This is a genomic window from Paenibacillus sp. QJM3NY_38 (assembly GCF_056173265.1).
The window spans coordinates 5,784,440-5,801,195 of sequence record NZ_CM149665.1 but is presented as its reverse complement, the minus strand read 5'-3'; the positions used below and the strand labels follow the sequence as shown (position 1 = coordinate 5,801,195).

Sequence of the window (16,756 nt, the reverse complement as noted above, 5' to 3'; positions counted from 1 at the left end):
GAGTTATCGAAATGATTGATGTTTCCCCGAAAAGACGCCAACAGTTGGAGTATATCGGATTGGATGAACAAGGGCTGGAGCTGCTGGCCATTCATCGCGACGTGTTTGCGAAGGTGGTTGAAGAAGTCGTTAACCGGTTTTACGCGCAGATCGGGACGCAGCCGCAGCTGATGCAGATTATCGAGCGCACCTCGACGGTGGAACGGCTTAAGGAGACCCAGCGGGTATACTGGATGTCCCTTGCGGCAGGAAGAGTGGATGAAACTTATATTGCCGAACGGATTAAGATCGGACAAGTTCACTCTAGAATCGGCTTGAAAACGGATTATTACCTTGGAAGCTACATGGTTTATCTGGATATCGCTACCGATTTACTGAAGCAAATCGTACCGGATCAGTGGATCCAAGTGGTGCATGCCCTGAGCAAGATGTTTAATCTGGATTCCCAGCTCGTTCTGGAAGCTTACGAAATGAAAGAGAAAGAGAAAATCAACAATTTGGTATCGGATCAACAAAGAATGTTGGAAGCGATTACAAACGCGGTTCAAGAATTGACGGCCATGATCGTGGAGCTGGATCAAAGCGCGGCGTTAATGGCAGACAATGCGATCAAAACAGCGGAAGCACAGGATAAAGCGCATACGCTGACTTCCGAGCTGGGCGAAGAAATTCTGCATATTGAGCAGATGGGAAGTTTGATCAGGGAAATCTCGGATCAGAGCCACTTGCTCGGTCTGAATGCGGCGATTGAGGCTGCTCATGCCGGGGAATTAGGCAGAGGCTTCGAGGTGGTTGCCGGGGAAGTTCGAAAGCTGGCCACCCATTCCAAGAAGGCGATGGACGAGATTCAGGACAAGGTCAGCGGCATTATCCGCAAGCTGGGGCTTGTGGAGCAGGAATCAGAGAAAACATCCTTGAACGCACGAAATCAGGCGGCAAGCTCGCAGGAATTGGCTGCTTTTGTGAAAATGATGGAAAAGCTGGCCGATGATTTGGAATCACTTCAGCATGAATATGATGTTCAGAAGCACGATGTCCAAGAGGGAGCCATATCCCAGAAGGTAAGTGTATAACAGGGATCCAAGAAGCGAACGGATTAAGGATATCCCTAAACAACAGCAGCACCCGTGCATGGAGGAATCCCCCAGCGCGGGTGCTGCTGCTCTATGGCCCATCATGCCCTTCAAGCGCTGCGTTGTTAAATAAATCGCCGATGGAGCTTCTTGCCGTCGTAGGAGAACAGGATCGGTTTGCCCTCGATCATGCTGTGCAGATGCACGGGTTTGCCCCAGAGCCGGTAAACATAGGGGATGGTGCGCTCCATATACTTCAGGTCAAGCTCTATGCCCTCGTACAGATGCTTGATCATCAGCTCACCGGAGCGAAGATGATCGCCATCGGTTACCACGAGAAACGGCGAGCCGCCGTTTACGCGGGAGACGACCAGCTGGTCGCGGATATTTTCCCACGCCTTATCGGTGATTTTCCACTCCGGTCCTTTTTTCTCGAAGACATAGAGGTCCAGGTCCTCCACGAGTTCCTTCGTTAAATAATTGCGCAGGAAGGAAATATCGGAGTCGTATTCGCGCACATCAAACATCTTCTCCCGATCCCAGCGGCGTTCGATATCCTCGAAGATTTTCAGACCCAGGTAGTAGGGATTCAGGCTGTGGCGCGACGGCTGCACGACCGAGGCGTTGAGCTTGGCGAATTCCACCGTTTCCTCGCTGGTCAGGTCCATCTCCCGCAGAATGCGCTGATGCCAGTACGAAGCCCAGCCCTCGTTCATGATTTTGGTTTCCATCTGCGGCCAGAAGTACAGCATTTCCTCCCGCAGCATACTCATAATGTCCCGCTGCCAATCCTCCAGAATATCGGAGTGCTCCTGAATGAACCACATGATGTCTTTCTCCGGCTCGGGCGGGAAGCGTTTGGGTGCTGCCGGTGATTTATCGGCTTTGTCTTCGCCGTCATCATCCATATCCCACAAATCATCGTACCGGCCAGGAGGCTTTTGCCGTTTGGCTTCCTCCTTACGCTCCAGCACCCGCCGTGCATTGTACCGCTGCTTATCGAGTTTATCCGGTCTTATGATATGCGGATCCACATGCTCTTGAATCGCCAGTACAGCGTCGATAAACTGCTCCACCGCCTCCGTGCCGTGCTCAATCTCGTAACGGGAGATGCGTTCGGCAGTAGCCGACATGCTTTCAACCATATTACGATTGGAGACGGAGAAACGGGCGTTGTTTTTAAAGAAATCGCAGTGTGCAAGGACATGGGCCACAATGAGTTTATTTTGAATCAGGGAGTTGCCATCCAGAAGAAACGCATAACATGGATTGGAGTTGATCACGAGCTCGTAGATTTTGCTAAGGCCGAAGTCGTACTGCATCTTCATTTTATTGAAGGTTTTTCCTAAGCTCCAGTGGCTGAACCGGGTAGGCATGCCGTATGCGCCGAAAGTATATATGATGTCTGCCGGGCAGATCTCATATCGCATAGGGTAAAAATCAAGGCCAAAGCCTGTAGCGATCTCGGTAATCTCTGCAATGGAACGTTCCAGTTCCGCGATCTCGTCTTGGTGCACGAGAATCCCCCCTTCGTTATTAAAAACATGGTTCTTATCATTTATATGGAATCTTGCTGCAGATATGCGGGCTGACGAGGGGATGCCGGGAATATGTACGGGCTTCTGCGAAAAAAGAGTCCCGTCTCGTTCCTCAGACGTAGCGAGCTGCCAGACCACGTAACGATGCTCCTCGGAAAACTTTGCGTTATAATGGGATTAATCCAGCGGTTTGGCAGACTTCTCCATTTATTAACCGCTGGATAATAAGATGAGGTCAGGGAGGCAAATGAATGATCGAATTTCCTAAACCCGATGTGGAGCAATTTTTTCAAACTTATGGCATTCGTACCTTTGGAATTAGCGCAGACGAGTCACGGCTCGTGTTCAGCAGCAGCCTGAACGGAAAGTTCAATTTATGGGCCATGGAGTTAGAAGGGGAGACGTCCTACCCTTATCCGCTTACATACAATGACCAGATCGCAAGCTTTATCAAGCTGGACCCGGAAGGGCGACATATCTTAACGGCGTTTGACCGTGACGGGAATGAGAACTATCAGTTTCATGCGCTTCGCTGGAACGGCGGCGAGCCGATGCCCTTGTTCGAAGGGGCCGATGCGGATGACAAACATTATTTCGTGCATCTGTCGGAGGATGGCAAGCGATTGTATTACGTCACATCGAAGGGGAATCCGTCCTTCCTCAATTCGCGCGTATATCATCTGGACACCAAGGAGGATCATTTGCTGCATGAAGGCGAGGTGACGTCGACCGAAATGTGTGCCGTGAGCCCCGACGAGAAAACTATCGCATATACGAAAATGTATGCCAACACCTACTATGTCAGTTACGTGAAGCGTGAAGGCGGCGAGCCGCTCTGCTTGACACCTTCCCCTGATCAGGTTCACATCTCGGGTGATGTGCTGTTCGCCAGCAATGACCAGGTCATTTTCGCAACGGATTACGAATCGGAATTTTCATATGTAGCCACTTACGACATTCCTCAGCAGAAGTTTGAACCTCTGTGCCGCATCGACCGGGAGAGCATCCAGCTCTTGCGCTACCATAAGGATTCACGGACTCTCTATATCGTCACGGAAAAAGGGGTGGAGGATCGACTGTATGCCTATTCGCTCGACAGCGGGGCGTTAACCGCCATTCCTCTTCCATCGGATATTGTGGAGCAGTTGAACGTGACAAAGTCCGGCAATCTGTACCTGCTTGCCCGCGGCGCCGTGAAGCCGCTTAACATTTACCGGTATGCGGATGGCGCATGGAGCATGATCACGAAGAATGTCCTGACTGGATTAACCGACGAGGACATGGTGACACCGGAGGTTGTGACGTATCCTTCTTTTGACGGCATGGAGATCGAAGCGCTCCTGTTCCGAGCCAAAGACCATGTGGCGAACGGTTATACGGTTTTTTGGCCGCATGGCGGCCCGCAAGCCTCGGAACGCAAGCAGTTCCGTTCCATGTTCCAGTATATTCTGGCCAAAGGTTATCACATCTTCTGTCCGAACTTCCGGGGAAGCACGGGTTACGGCAGCTCCTTCGTGAAATTGGTGGAGCAGGATTGGGGCGAGGGACCGCGAAAGGACTGTTTGGCAGGCATGGATTGGCTGTTTGAGCAAGGCATTTCGAACCGTGAGAAGCTCTTCGTGATGGGTGGAAGCTACGGCGGTTATATGACTCTGCTGCTGGCAGGACGTAATCCGGAGTATTTCAAAGCGGCCATTGATATTGTCGGGGTCAGTAACCTGTTTACCTTCTACAATTCGGTACCCGAACACTGGAAGCCGATTATGGAACGCTGGATAGGCGATCCGGAACGGGATAAAGAACGTTTTATCAAGGATTCGCCGATTGCGTACCTGGATGATATGGTGAACCCGATGCTGATCATCCAAGGGGCTAACGATCCGCGTGTCGTCAAAGAGGAATCTGACCAAATCGTCGAAGCCTTGAGGGCGAAGGGACGTGATGTGGAGTATCTCGTGTTCGAAGACGAGGGGCACGGCATTACGAAGAAGGCCAACGAAAAAATCGCTTATGCGCGGATGGTCGAATTCCTGAAGCGCAATCAGTAAGAGGCCGTATGAAAAAAGAGGCGTACCCAAGGTCCATTCGGACTCTGAGGTACGCCTCTTTCCCTGTTAGTTATCTATAGTCTCGCTCGGATTCCAGAGCTTGATTCCATCGTCCTCCAGGATGCCTAAGGTTACATCCGAAATGTTCGGATCCTGGGTCAGCAGGGCGTTGATTCTCATTTTGGAATGGCCGGCCTCGGCCAGGGTCATCCCTTTCTTCAGTTCAATGTAGGCCTCCACATGATAGTTGCGGCCTTCTTGCAGAATGCGAAGACGATTGATGTCGCGGACATCCGGATCGCCGAGAATGATCTGGGAGATCTTATCTTCCACTTCATTCGGAGCGGCGACCCCGATTAAGCCGACCATATTGTCATATCCGACCTTAAAGGCTACGCCTACCATCAGACAGCCGATCAGGATCGTGGCGATTCCGTCCAGGATGAGGAAATTGAAGAAATGCGCGAACACAATGGCGATCAGCGCGAAGAGGGCGCCAAGCGTAGCCACGATGTCTTCATAGAACACAAGCCGTGTAGGCGGGGCAGCACGGCCGGCATTTTTGAAAGCGGCGGGCAGCAGGGCAAATCCGGATGCTTGAACACGGGTTTCCTTCATAATCTCTTTCATGGCTTTCATCAGGATGGAGCCATCAATGATAACGGCAATGGCCAGCACAATGAAATTAAGCCAGAAATTCGTGGCTTCTTCCGGATGCTTTAACAGCTTGAAGCCTTTCAGTATCGTTTCGTAGGCCATGATGGTAACCACGATCACCGCAACCATGCAGACCAGATTATGACTCTGCCGAATCCGGTGGGGAACTTCTTGGTCGGCTTCCGCTCGGCCAGCACACTGCCTACGAATACAAACCCCTGGTTTACGGCATCGGCCACCGAGTGCATGGCGGATGCAAACATCGTACCGCTGCCGCTAACGGACGCCGCAATCCCCTTGATTATGGCCAATCCCGTGTTGCCCAGTGCTGCAATGGCGGATGAGGTGTTTCCTTTCTTAATGAGCTGCCATGTGTTCTTCAATCCAAACCCTCCGTCATAATGTCGATTTCGATTTAAATCCGAAGTATATATTATCATATGATGCCAAATTAAGGGTATCCCCTATCCTGGCGTGAAGCATGATGTCATACATATTACTTAACATGTTTTTTATTACATTAATCATTATTTACTCATATCTTCATTTCTTACCCAATACATTAAGAATATAGTGGAAAATAAAGGGATGTATGTAGTGAACACGGTTGGTAAGTGGTCTTTAGCAGGATGTGGCGAATCGAGTTACCGCTTGATGACAAAGTGAAAACTGCCTTGCAGCAAAGTGAAAAAACATAAGGAGGAAATGTTATGAAAGCGTTAACAAGTCCAGAGGCAGCGAAAGGCAAGGCGAATGAGGAATGGGGCCTGATTATATGCTCCAGATGTGATGAAATGGTGGACACGATTCCAACCGACGGAGTGAAGATCATTTATGGATATTGCGGAAAAGGGGAATGCAAAGGCACAGACCCTCAAAATTAATGGATAATCGTGAGAGGAATGTAAACAAAGCATGCTTATGGGGAGGAAACTTCCTGAAGCATGCTTTTTTAGTGGATTTATAATCTTTTTTGATAGGGTATAAAAAAATGATTGATACCTAATTATGCCTTTTTGGACGAAAATATGTTGCATATATATTATTTATGACGTATTATATCGGCAAGTAGAGGAAATGCACGCAGGAGGGATCACTATCGAACTGACGACAAGGCAGCAGGATATCGTCGATATCGTAAAAAAACATGCACCCATTACAGGAGATCAGATTGCGGAAATGCTGAATGTCAGCCGAGCCACCCTTCGTACCGATTTATCCAAACTGGTGGTTCTGGATTATATTGATGCCAAGCCAAAGGTGGGGTACTTTCTGGGAAAGCGGGGAACGCGCGACCGGGAGGAGAAGTTCCGCCTTCTCAAAATGAAGGTTGGCGATCTGCACGGCGTTCCGGTTATTGTGCGTGAGACCACGACGATTCATGAAGCCGTTGTATCCTTGTTTCTGGAGAACGTGGGGAATCTGATCGTTACCGATGCCGATGGTCATCTGGCCGGGATTGTGTCCCGCAAGGATCTGCTTAAGGTAACGCTTGGCAACCCGACGGCATCCTCCATGCCGGTAAGCCTGATCATGACCCGCCGGGCTAACGTGACAACCGTGCAGCCGGAAGATACGGTGCTGGATGCCGCCCGGAAAATCATCAACCATCAAATCGATAGCCTGCCGGTTGTCGTTCCGTCCACTACGGGAAATCCGGGGGAACACTGGAAGGTTGTCGGTCGGATCACAAAAACGAATATTATCAAAATGCTGCTCGACATGGTAGCCGAGGAATAATGGGAGGAATCGGATGAATCAGGCATTAACTCATTTCATAGCAATCTGTTCGGACTCCATCGGGGAGACGGCTGAAGCGGTCGTGCAAGCTACCCTGCGCCAATTCGAGCTTCCGAATACAGAGATTAAACGTTATATGAACGTTCGCGACGAGGATGAATTGACCGAATTGATGGAGGAGGTGGCGCGGCGCGGAGGCTTTGTGGCCTACACGCTTGTGCAGCCGGAGCTTCGCGAGGTCATGCGGGAGGAAGCCGTGCGGCTCAACATTCGTACGGTGGATATTATGGGGCCGATGATGCAGGCCTTTGCCGATACGTTCAATGACTACCCTAAACGCCTGCCGGGGCTGCTCCATCGCCTGGACGACAGCTATTTCCGGAGGGTTGATGCGATGGAATTCGCTGTCCAATATGACGATGGCAAGGACGTTAGCGCTATTTTGAAGGCAGACATCATATTGCTGGGCGTATCTCGGATCTCCAAGACGCCGCTATCGATGTTTCTCGCTCATAAAGGCTACAAAACGGTCAATTTCCCGATCGTGCCGGAGATGTCGCCGCCGTCGCAGCTCCGAGAAGTCACGAACGGAACAATCATCGGGCTTACGATCGAGCCGGAGCATCTTCTCAAAATCCGCAGCGAGCGCTTAAAGGTCATGGGACTGCCGCATCAGGTGCAGTATGCAGCCCTTGAGCGGATACAAGAGGAACTGGATTATGCCCTGTCGCTGTATGCGGAGCTTGGATGCCCCGTCATTGATGTTACCGATAAGGCGATTGAGGAATCCGCAGGACTGATTATGAATTATCTGAAATAAGGTGCATCGGTAAGGAAAAAAGCTGAAGGAGGGATTCATTCATGGAGAGTTCATTAGCATTGGAGCTTGTAAGAGTGACGGAGGAAGCGGCGCTGCAATCCGCCCGGTGGACAGGAAGAGGGGACAAGAACAGTGCTGATGAAGCCGCGACGGTTGCCATGCGCAAGCATTTTGATTCCGCAGCGATGGATGGTGTCGTTGTCATAGGGGAAGGCGAGATGGATGAAGCGCCCATGCTGTATATTGGGGAGCGCGTAGGGAACCGCAAAGGTCCGAAGATGGACGTGGCCGTGGATCCGCTCGAAGGAACGGAAACGGTGGCCAGCGGGCTGAACAACGCGTTATCCGTAATCGCCGCAGCTCCCCGAGGCACCCTTCTGCATGCGCCCGATATCTATATGCATAAGCTCGCGGTTGGACCCGAGCTTGCGGGCAAGCTGAGTTTGAATGATCCGATTGAGGTCACCCTTCGAAAAGCATCGGAGATCTTATCCAAGCCGCTGTCGGAGATGACGGTATCCATTCTCGATCGCGAGCGACACAGCGCGATGATCAAAGCTTTGCGAGAGTCCGGGGTAAGAATCAAGCTGCTGAGCCACGGGGATGTCATGGGAGCGATCGAGACCTGCACGGACAGCGAGGTCGATCTCTATGTGGGCTCAGGTGGAGCTCCGGAAGGCGTTCTTGCTGCCGCTGCTTTGAAATGCCTGGGCGGAGAAATCCAGGGACGGCTCATACCGGAGTCACCGGAGGATTTCATCAGATGCCAGGACATGGGGTTGAAGCATCCCGAGCAGCTGCTGACGATGGAGGATATGGTAGGCGGCGAAGGCGTATTATTCGTGGCTACGGGCGTGACGGCTGGCGATTTCCTGCGCGGCGTAAAGTTTATGCCGGGACAGCGGGCCGAAACGCATTCCGTCATGATGTACTCCGGCACTAGAACCGTCCGTTATATCCGGAGCGTTCATCATCTGTTTCAAAGCAGTGAAACTTTAGCTGCCGCTGCATCTTCTTAATGCATAAGCAGGGTATCCATAATATAAAGGCACTCCAAAGGTTAGCTTACCTTCGGAGTGCCTTTATGCGTTGTTAGCGGTTTGGCGCCGCCGGATGCTTAACTGTGTCTCTTCCGTCCGAGCATCAGCCAAGCTCCGCCAAGCACAAGCAGCACGGCGATGACAGGCTGCACGACAGACAGGTAATTCAGTACGGGTCCGATTGAGAATACCACGAAGAACAGCAGCGACAATACGGTCAGAATGTTAATCGGGATGAGCAGCCACTTGTTACGTGATCCGAACCAGTAGAACTCGAACAGTCCTGCCGCAACGGCCAGAATAAAGCCGGGCCACATGGAACCCCAAGAGTCAAACAAGGAAGCGATTTGGCTGACAATACCGGCTGTGAGCAGAATGCCGCCCGGTATCAACAGTCCGATACCCTGTCGTCCAACCAGCGAGAAGTACATCCAGTGAAAAAACAGGCCTAACGGGATCACGAACAGCGTAGGCCAGAATGTGGCGAAGATGGAACCGGCGCCTACTGTTCCGCCTTGGTTTAAGAGCAAGTATGCGCCGAGCAGGATGAGCAGCGGTGCCAAGATTGTACGTTTCGTCATACAAACTTCGTTCCTTTCCATTTGTAGATTGATTAATCCCAGAATACCATGCAATGGATGGGGATGTCCTCGGTCCTACGGGGAATGTTTCACCTAGACTTTAGTCTAGGATGGCATGTTTAGCCAATAGGCAGCCCGTTTAATAAGGTCACAAGCGCCCGGTAGGCAAGCCTGAATAAAGAAAAAACAGTCCTGCAGCAAAAGGGTTTCATAGCAGGACTGTTTTTTCCCATTAAAGGATATTATGAAGGCTTCTTGGTATACATGAGTCCAACGGTTTGAGGACCGCAGTGGCTGCATATGACGCAGCCCGCCGTGGAAATGCTAACCTGCCGTGCGCCTGTTTTCTCCTGCAGTTGCTTCTGCAGGAAGCGGGCTTCCTCCTCGGCCATGGTATGTACAACAACGATCAGATCATTGTCCATCTTATCCACTTGAGCCAGCGCATTCTGGATCATCTGATCCAGTGCCTTCTCTTTTTTGCCGCGTACCTTGTAAGCGGGGATCATGCCGCCGTCCACGACTTTGATAACCGGACGGATTTTCAGCAGGCTGCCGATGATGTTTTGCATGCCCGAACAGCGTCCGCCTTTATACAAGTAATCCAGCGTATCGACAACGAATTCGCATTCCACTTCATTCACGGTGCGGCTTAATAGCTCCACAATTTGCGGTATGAATGAACCTTCATTGGCTGCGTGAACAGCCTTCATGACAAGCAGGCCGATACCGGAGGAAAGATTGCGTGAATCAAACACGGTAACCCGGCCCTCGGGCAGCTCACCTGCGGCGATCAACGCATTTTGATAGGTGGAAGAAAGCTCTGATGAAATGCTAAGGAACAGGATATCCTCGCCTTGCTCAATGGATGGCGTGAAGGCCGCAATAAAGTCGGACGGAGAAGGTGCCGCTGTTTTGGGCAGGCTGCCGATCTGATCAACTTTGGCGTATAGCTGTTCCGGCGTGATGTCGACTCCGTCGCGCAAGGATTGTTCTCCGAATACGACGTAGAGCGGAACGATGCCGATATTATATTCTTCTATCCATGAAGGTGGTAAGTCGCAAGTACTGTCAGCAAAAATTCTAATTTTACCAGACATGAACATCTCCCTTTATCAACTAATTGAATCTTGTATTACTAGAATACCTTGTTTGATGAGAAAAGGGAATGCTCTTGTCGTTTTGGGTCGAGAGCTGAGCATACTCCAAAAAAGGCTGTAATGTTGCAACATATTCCATAAGTTCCCCGTTAATTCTAATGGAGGTGGTTTTATGGCTAAGCGTAAGCATTTAAGCAAAATGATCGCATTAACGACCGCTGCATTGCTGCTGATGGCAATAACGGCATGTGGAGGTGAAAACCCAACTTCTCAGCCGCCGGCTAATCCGAATCCCATAGTGGATGATGATGTCAAAGAACCGGCTGAACCCGTCGAAGAGCCGAAAGTCGAGATCAAGCAGGGAACCGGTACTTATGTAGGTCAAATCGATAACAATTCCGTCGAAATTGAAACAGCAGAGGGCCCTACCGCGTTCCGGCTGGGCGAAGGCATGGACCAAGTCATATCCAAGCTTCAGGGAGATGAGTCCGTCTCGTATGAGTATTGGGAGCAGCCCATTGAGGGCGAAGAAGAATTGAAACAGCTGATCCTCACCAAGCTGACGGTGGAAGAGGGAGGCGGGGGCACGGGTTCAGAGAACGCGCAGCTGCCTGCAACCAAAGATTTTGAACTTGAGCTGGAGGGCATGAAAGAGACCAAAACAGCTAAACTGGCCCAGGGTGACGGCTACGCCCTGTATATTTTTGATATCTTTTCCTTTGATGCAAAGACCAACAAGCTGACCATGAATGTGGATCAAGATTATTATGTTGAGATCACGAAGCTGCCTTCGGATTATAACGAGGATGAACTCAGGCTGGAAGCGAAGAAGGAGCTTGCCGAGGCCGGTAAGGTTCGCGAAGCTGGCGACAATGAGAAGCATAAGGTCATGGAGGATGCATCCGTGTATATGATAGGCGAAGGTGAGAGCCTGACCAAAATGTACATTGTGGATGAGATTGACGGACAGGGTTATATCTTCCGCGTCAATAACCCTCACCGCGAACCTTCCGAAGGATTTGCTACGCATGCTTTTACATCCTTGAGCTCGATTATGAATCAATAATGCTCGCAAAAACAGCCTCTGCTGTTTGGCCATAAGGCTAAGCAGCGAGGCTGTTTTGTTATTCATAGCGGATGGATGCATTCATTGTTGCTTGGAGGTCTCCAAATATTGCTTAATAAAGCGCAGTGCATTTGCGTCACGTTCCGTGCCTTCACGAATGCCCGCAAACATTTCTTTCTTAAGGACAGGCAGTTGTTCGCCGAGCGGGCTGCCCATAATATCCACGGCATACACATGCTCCGAACCGTCCTCCTCATTTTTCCCCTTTACCAGCATCTCCGGCGTGAGCAGTTCCTTCAGCTCGCCTTCAACCTCCGCTTCGAGGGGGCGCACCATCCCTTGATTGCCAACCCAATCAAAGGCGGTCTGATCCATAATGTACAGGTCCGGGCGCTCTGTGGACAGTACAAGCAGTGCCTTTTGCAGCATGGCTGCGTCCTGCGGATTGTTGGAATCCAGAGGCGGTACATAGTTAATGTTAACGGTTACGCGTTTCCAATCGGGGAATTGAGCCAGAATTGCATCCTCGATGGGTTTGAGGTCCTGTCCACCATCCTGATTCATATAGGATCCGAGGAACATGACTTCCAGATCAACCGGGGGCAGATTGGCCAACCGTTCTTTCTCGGCCTGATGGTTGAAAATACTGATCACGATATAAATGAGGACGCCGAGTAGAGCAATACCGCCGAGCACATGAAATTTATAATAACGGAAGAAATGATCGGTTTTCTCCGCTGTCCCGGCAAACCTTTTATATTTGCCGTACCGTTTCTGATTCATCTCTTCCAAAGCTTTACGGTTCTCTTCTTCAAGGATGAATTTATAGGCTTTGGTGATGTCGGCAAACTCGGCTTCGATCTCCTCCGCCCGGTCCGGCTCCCGCCTTTGATGTGAGCGGGTTTGGCGCATGAGCAGCGTGTACCGGTCGTCGAGCTGTTCCTTGGTTGCATCCTCCGGCAGACCCATTCGCTCATAGGCTTCTTTCAATTGGTCCATTCATGTCACCTCTTCTATACTGTGAGAGTTTCCTATTTACCAGTATATAGCGTAGAGGCGGCAGGTTACAAACGTTTATATGATGTTTCGACACTTGCCGGCTTGATAATGGGTAAACTGTCATGAACAAGGAAGAAACGCGAAAATGGATATCAAGGCGATATGGTAAATGATTCATCGTCTGCCTGAATGATTATGAATGATTTTGAAAGTTTTAGATTGTTTTTTGATATGTTTATGTTACTATATGCTTTGAGGGGGAATTCACATTATGCTGACGGAAGAAAGATACCGAATCATTTTAGAGCGCTTGCAAGAGCGGGGCGTCGTGAAGGTGCAGGAATTGGTTGAACTCCTTGAAGCTTCGGAATCAACGGTACGGCGTGATTTGATCGACCTTGAAGAACGTCAATTATTAAAGCGCATTCATGGCGGAGCTGCGTTGCCGAGCCCAAAGATACAGGAACCTGGAATTGAGGAAAAAACGTTCAAAAACATTCAACAGAAAAATACCGTTGCCCGGTTAGCGGCAGCACAGGTAGAGGATGGAGAAAGTATTTACCTCGATGCGGGAACGACCACGCTGGCGATGATACCGTTCATCGACGCGAAGGACGTTACGGTGGTAACGAACGGTTTATCCCATATTGAAGCGCTGGTAAGCAAACGAATCAAAAGTTATCTACTGGGCGGCATGATGAAAATTCATACCAAAGCCGTCATCGGAAGCATAGCGCTTCAAAATATGGACAACTTCCGCTTTGACCGCTGCTTTCTCGGCACGAACGGTGTGGATGTAGAGATGGGCTACACCACGCCCGATCCGGAAGAAGCCTTGATTAAGCGGCGAGCCCACCAGCTGTCCGCCTCGAGTTATGTTCTTGCGGATTCAAGCAAAATAGGTGAGGTGTCCTTTGCCAAATTGCTGGATCTGAACGATGCGACGCTGATTACGGAGTCCTTATCGGAATCCTGGAAGAAGGCTATTTCACAGAAAACCAAAATAATTGAGGGATCATGATGATATATACGGTAACACTGAATCCTTCCATCGATTTCATCGTGGAAGTTGAGCATATCGAACTCGGCGGTTTGAACAGAATGACCCGGGACATGAAGTTTCCGGGCGGTAAAGGAATTAATGTATCGCGGGTGTTGAACCAGCTTGGAGCCGATAATACGGCCATTGGTTTCCTGGGCGGATTCACCGGTCGTTATATAGACGAGATGCTGGGCAAGGAAGGAATCCGCACCGATTTCGTGAATATCGCGGACGATACCCGCATCAACGTCAAGCTCAAGCATGGCGACGAGACCGAGATTAACGGCCTGGGTCCTATCATCCGCGAAGAAGAAACGAATGAATTGCTTCATAAGCTGTCACAGCTTCAAGCAGGGGACATTGTTGTGTTGTCCGGCAGCGTTCCGCCTTCGCTGGGACCTGACTTTTATGGTCTTCTTATCGAAGCGTGCCGGAAGTGCGGCGCCGAATTCGTGATGGACACCACTGGAGAGGCGCTGATGAAGGCTTTGGCCTGGAAGCCGCTCCTCGTAAAGCCGAATCATCACGAACTGGCCGAATTATTCGGCGTTGTTATCAATTCAAGCGAAAAGCTTGTGGAGTACGGCCGAAAGCTGCTCGAGGAAGGGGCGCAGCATGTTCTTATCTCCATGGCCGGCGAAGGGGCGCTGTTCATCACGGCAGATCGGGTATATCACGCCAATGTACCCTCAGGTACAGTTCGTAATTCCGTCGGTGCCGGCGATTCGATGATTGCCGGATTCGTCGGCACGCTTGCGATGGGCAAGGATCCGATCGAGGCATTCCGGACAGGGGTCGCCTCGGGTAGCGCGACGGCGTTCTCGGACGATTTGGCTGTGCGGGAAACGATTGATCGACTTCTTCCGCAGGTTAGGATCACGGAGTGGTAAGCCGCTTTATTACGCGGTTATGATGCGGCCTGCTATGGGCAGTCATCACGAGGATATCAAGGGAGTGTGAACCAGCATGAAAATTACGGATTTAATGATACAAGAAACGATGATCATGGACCTGAAGGCGGTCACGAAGGAAGCAGCCATTGATGAACTGATCGCAAGCCTGACTGCAAGCAGGCGGATCAACGATCCGGTATTGTTCAAAGAGATGATTCTGAAGCGTGAAGCCGAATCCAGTACGGGGATCGGGGGCGGCATCGCGATGCCGCACGCGAAGACGAAAGCGGTTAATGAACCGACCGTCGTGTTTGCCAAGAGCAGTCAGGGCGTGGATTTCGAAGCGCTGGACGGAGAGGCGGCGTATGTGTTTTTTATGATCGCAGCTCCGGAAGGAGCCGGAAATACCCATCTCCGCACGCTTGCCGCGCTATCGCGGCTGCTGATCGATACCGAATTTATCGCACAATTGATGAATACGAAGACGCCCGGGGAAGTAACGGCGTTATTTGATTCGAAACAGGCAGTAGAAGAAGCTGCCAAGGCGGAGAAGGAAGCGGCCAAGAGAAGGGAAGCGGCAAAAAAGGAATCGCAGAAGGCGCCGGAATCCGATGTCACTTCCGAATCTGACCCCATGAAGGTTCCTGACGGAACCTCGGATGCTTTTGTTGTTGCCGTAACGGCGTGTCCAACCGGTATTGCCCATACGTTTATGGCTGAAGATGCCTTGAAGAAGAAAGCCCAGGAAATGGGCGTCGAGATCCGGGTGGAGACCAATGGCTCGGAGGGTGCGCAGAACGTGTTGACGGAAGAGGAAATCCGCAGGGCGGCAGGCGTCATCATTGCCGCCGACAAAAACGTGGAAATGGCCCGCTTTAACGGAAAGCCCGTGCTCCAGCGTCCGGTCAGCGACGGTATCCGCAAATCGGAGGAGCTGATTCGCAAAGCGGTGAACGGTGATGCCCCTATCTACCGGAGCGAAGGCGGCGGTGAGTCGCAGGCGAAGGACGCGGAGAAGGGCAGCATAGGCACGAAAGTGTATAAGGACCTGATGAATGGTATTTCGCATATGCTGCCATTCGTCGTGGGAGGCGGTATTCTTCTGGCCATCTCCTTCCTGATCGAGCAGCTTGCTGGTGACAATCATCCCCTCTTCCAGCTGCTGCAGACGATTGGCGGGGGAGACGGCGCCTTCCACTTCCTCATTCCGGTTCTGGCGGGATTCATTGCGCTGAGCATAGGTGATCGTCCGGCATTGATGCCCGGTATGGTCGGAGGGTTAATGGCCCTGAATTCTAATTCGGGGTTTCTTGGCGGGCTAGCGGCAGGTTTCTTGGCGGGTTATGTGGTGATCCTGCTGCGCAAAGTCTTTGCCGGTCTGCCCAAAGCGCTTGATGGGTTAAAGCCGATTCTGCTGTACCCGGTTGTCGGCCTCCTTGTCACCGGAACGATCATGTTCTACCTGTTTGATCCGTTCTTCAGCTGGATCAATCTCGGCCTGATTGATATTCTGAACAATCTGGGTACTGGAAACGCGGTGATTCTCGGTCTTATTCTGGGCGGGATGATGTCGATCGACATGGGCGGACCCTTCAATAAAGCGGCTTATGCATTTGCGATCGGCGTCTTTACATCCAGCGGCAATACGAACGGAGCCATGATGGCCGCGGTTATGGCCGGCGGTATGGTTCCTCCGCTTGCCATTGCGCTGGCGACGACATTTTTCAAGCATAAGTTTACGGAACAGGAACGAAAGTCCGGCGTAACCAACTACGTGATGGGTCTTTCCTTCATAACGGAGGGGGCGATCCCGTTCGCCGCTGCGGATCCGCTGCGCGTGCTGACATCTTGTATCCTCGGCTCGGCGGTTGCCGGCGGGTTGACGCAGCTGTGGAGCATCAACGTCCCTGCTCCTCACGGGGGGATTTTTGTTGCCGCTCTGGCCAACCATGCGCTTCTGTTCTTGCTGGCCGTTCTGATTGGCGCGGTGATATCAGGCCTGCTGCTTGGTCTGTGGAAGAAGCCGCTTGAGCGTAAATAGATTCATACAGATGAGACAATACGAGTTTGGGGTGGGCGTTTCTGCTTACTTCGGACTCGTTTTTTTCATAGTCGGTTGGATCATTTTCTGCAGATGAACGCATGTTATAATCTAGTCA

15 protein-coding genes and 1 pseudogene are annotated in these 16,756 nt (G+C 51.1%); 10 read left to right on the top strand and 6 right to left on the bottom strand.

Annotation, left to right across the window (positions count from 1 at the left end; genetic code table 11):
- The first annotated feature begins 11 nt into the window (after nucleotides 1–11).
- Nucleotides 12–1,073: a protoglobin domain-containing protein gene (locus AC0VZ8_RS26770; RefSeq protein ID WP_475484998.1), complete on the top strand. Its 1,062-nt coding sequence runs from the start codon at nucleotides 12–14 to the stop codon at nucleotides 1,071–1,073.
- A 125-nt stretch (nucleotides 1,074–1,198) separates the two neighbouring features.
- Here AC0VZ8_RS26770 and AC0VZ8_RS26765 read toward each other — a convergent pair whose 3' ends face one another.
- Complete coding sequence (locus AC0VZ8_RS26765) at nucleotides 1,199–2,590, bottom strand: SpoVR family protein (protein WP_475484997.1); 1,392 nt, start codon at nucleotides 2,588–2,590, stop codon at nucleotides 1,199–1,201.
- A gap of 272 nt (nucleotides 2,591–2,862) precedes the next feature.
- On the opposite strand from AC0VZ8_RS26765, the gene AC0VZ8_RS26760 reads away from it, so the two are divergent.
- Nucleotides 2,863–4,659, top strand: coding sequence for a S9 family peptidase (locus tag AC0VZ8_RS26760; protein ID WP_475484996.1), 1,797 nt, complete (start codon nucleotides 2,863–2,865; stop codon nucleotides 4,657–4,659).
- A 66-nt stretch (nucleotides 4,660–4,725) separates the two neighbouring features.
- Here the strand turns inward: AC0VZ8_RS26760 and AC0VZ8_RS26755 are convergent, their stop codons facing one another.
- Both AC0VZ8_RS26755 and AC0VZ8_RS26750 read right to left on the bottom strand, forming a co-directional pair.
- On the bottom strand, nucleotides 4,726–5,028 hold the full coding sequence (locus AC0VZ8_RS26755) for a cation transporter dimerization domain-containing protein (protein ID WP_475487771.1): 303 nt from the start codon (nucleotides 5,026–5,028) through the stop codon (nucleotides 4,726–4,728).
- 48 nt (nucleotides 5,029–5,076) lie between these two features.
- Nucleotides 5,077–5,756: pseudogene (locus tag AC0VZ8_RS26750) on the bottom strand (cation diffusion facilitator family transporter); the annotation flags it as partial.
- Nucleotides 5,757–6,026: 270 nt separating this feature from the next.
- Here AC0VZ8_RS26750 and AC0VZ8_RS26745 point away from each other — a divergent pair.
- The 4 genes from AC0VZ8_RS26745 to glpX all read left to right on the top strand — a co-directional run bounded on the left by AC0VZ8_RS26745 (nucleotide 6,027) and on the right by glpX (nucleotide 8,895).
- Complete coding sequence (locus AC0VZ8_RS26745; protein ID WP_074961774.1) at nucleotides 6,027–6,200, top strand: GapA-binding peptide SR1P; 174 nt, start codon at nucleotides 6,027–6,029, stop codon at nucleotides 6,198–6,200.
- A gap of 193 nt (nucleotides 6,201–6,393) precedes the next feature.
- On the top strand, nucleotides 6,394–7,056 hold the full coding sequence (locus tag AC0VZ8_RS26740; protein WP_009595798.1) for a helix-turn-helix transcriptional regulator: 663 nt from the start codon (nucleotides 6,394–6,396) through the stop codon (nucleotides 7,054–7,056).
- A gap of 13 nt (nucleotides 7,057–7,069) precedes the next feature.
- Nucleotides 7,070–7,876 (top strand): pyruvate, water dikinase regulatory protein, encoded by an 807-nt coding sequence (locus AC0VZ8_RS26735; RefSeq protein ID WP_100538911.1) that lies wholly within the window; start codon nucleotides 7,070–7,072, stop codon nucleotides 7,874–7,876.
- Between the two features lie 41 nt (nucleotides 7,877–7,917).
- Nucleotides 7,918–8,895 (top strand): class II fructose-bisphosphatase, encoded by a 978-nt coding sequence (glpX, locus tag AC0VZ8_RS26730; RefSeq protein WP_475484995.1) that lies wholly within the window; start codon nucleotides 7,918–7,920, stop codon nucleotides 8,893–8,895.
- 98 nt (nucleotides 8,896–8,993) lie between these two features.
- Here the strand turns inward: glpX and AC0VZ8_RS26725 are convergent, their stop codons facing one another.
- Both AC0VZ8_RS26725 and AC0VZ8_RS26720 read right to left on the bottom strand, forming a co-directional pair.
- Entirely contained in the window at nucleotides 8,994–9,497 is a 504-nt protein-coding gene (locus tag AC0VZ8_RS26725; protein WP_427494932.1) for a hypothetical protein, read from the bottom strand.
- Nucleotides 9,498–9,739: 242 nt separating this feature from the next.
- Nucleotides 9,740–10,597 carry a DegV family protein gene (locus AC0VZ8_RS26720; protein WP_475484994.1) on the bottom strand — a complete coding sequence of 286 codons (858 nt, stop codon included), beginning with the start codon at nucleotides 10,595–10,597 and terminating at the stop codon, nucleotides 9,740–9,742.
- Nucleotides 10,598–10,769: 172 nt separating this feature from the next.
- On the opposite strand from AC0VZ8_RS26720, the gene AC0VZ8_RS26715 reads away from it, so the two are divergent.
- Nucleotides 10,770–11,663: a hypothetical protein gene (locus tag AC0VZ8_RS26715; RefSeq protein ID WP_475484993.1), complete on the top strand. Its 894-nt coding sequence runs from the start codon at nucleotides 10,770–10,772 to the stop codon at nucleotides 11,661–11,663.
- Nucleotides 11,664–11,744: 81 nt separating this feature from the next.
- Here the strand turns inward: AC0VZ8_RS26715 and AC0VZ8_RS26710 are convergent, their stop codons facing one another.
- Nucleotides 11,745–12,662 carry a J domain-containing protein gene (locus AC0VZ8_RS26710; RefSeq protein WP_475484992.1) on the bottom strand — a complete coding sequence of 306 codons (918 nt, stop codon included), beginning with the start codon at nucleotides 12,660–12,662 and terminating at the stop codon, nucleotides 11,745–11,747.
- 271 nt (nucleotides 12,663–12,933) lie between these two features.
- Between AC0VZ8_RS26710 and AC0VZ8_RS26705 the strand changes: the two genes are divergently transcribed.
- The 3 genes from AC0VZ8_RS26705 to AC0VZ8_RS26695 all read left to right on the top strand — a co-directional run bounded on the left by AC0VZ8_RS26705 (nucleotide 12,934) and on the right by AC0VZ8_RS26695 (nucleotide 16,638).
- Nucleotides 12,934–13,683, top strand: coding sequence for a DeoR/GlpR family DNA-binding transcription regulator (locus tag AC0VZ8_RS26705; protein WP_475484991.1), 750 nt, complete (start codon nucleotides 12,934–12,936; stop codon nucleotides 13,681–13,683).
- Nucleotides 13,683–14,594, top strand: coding sequence for a 1-phosphofructokinase (gene pfkB, locus AC0VZ8_RS26700; protein WP_475487770.1), 912 nt, complete (start codon nucleotides 13,683–13,685; stop codon nucleotides 14,592–14,594). The genes AC0VZ8_RS26705 and pfkB overlap by 1 nt, the downstream gene beginning before the upstream one ends.
- A 76-nt stretch (nucleotides 14,595–14,670) precedes the next feature.
- Nucleotides 14,671–16,638 (top strand): PTS fructose transporter subunit IIABC, encoded by a 1,968-nt coding sequence (locus AC0VZ8_RS26695; RefSeq protein ID WP_475484990.1) that lies wholly within the window; start codon nucleotides 14,671–14,673, stop codon nucleotides 16,636–16,638.
- Nucleotides 16,639–16,756 lie beyond the last annotated feature (118 nt).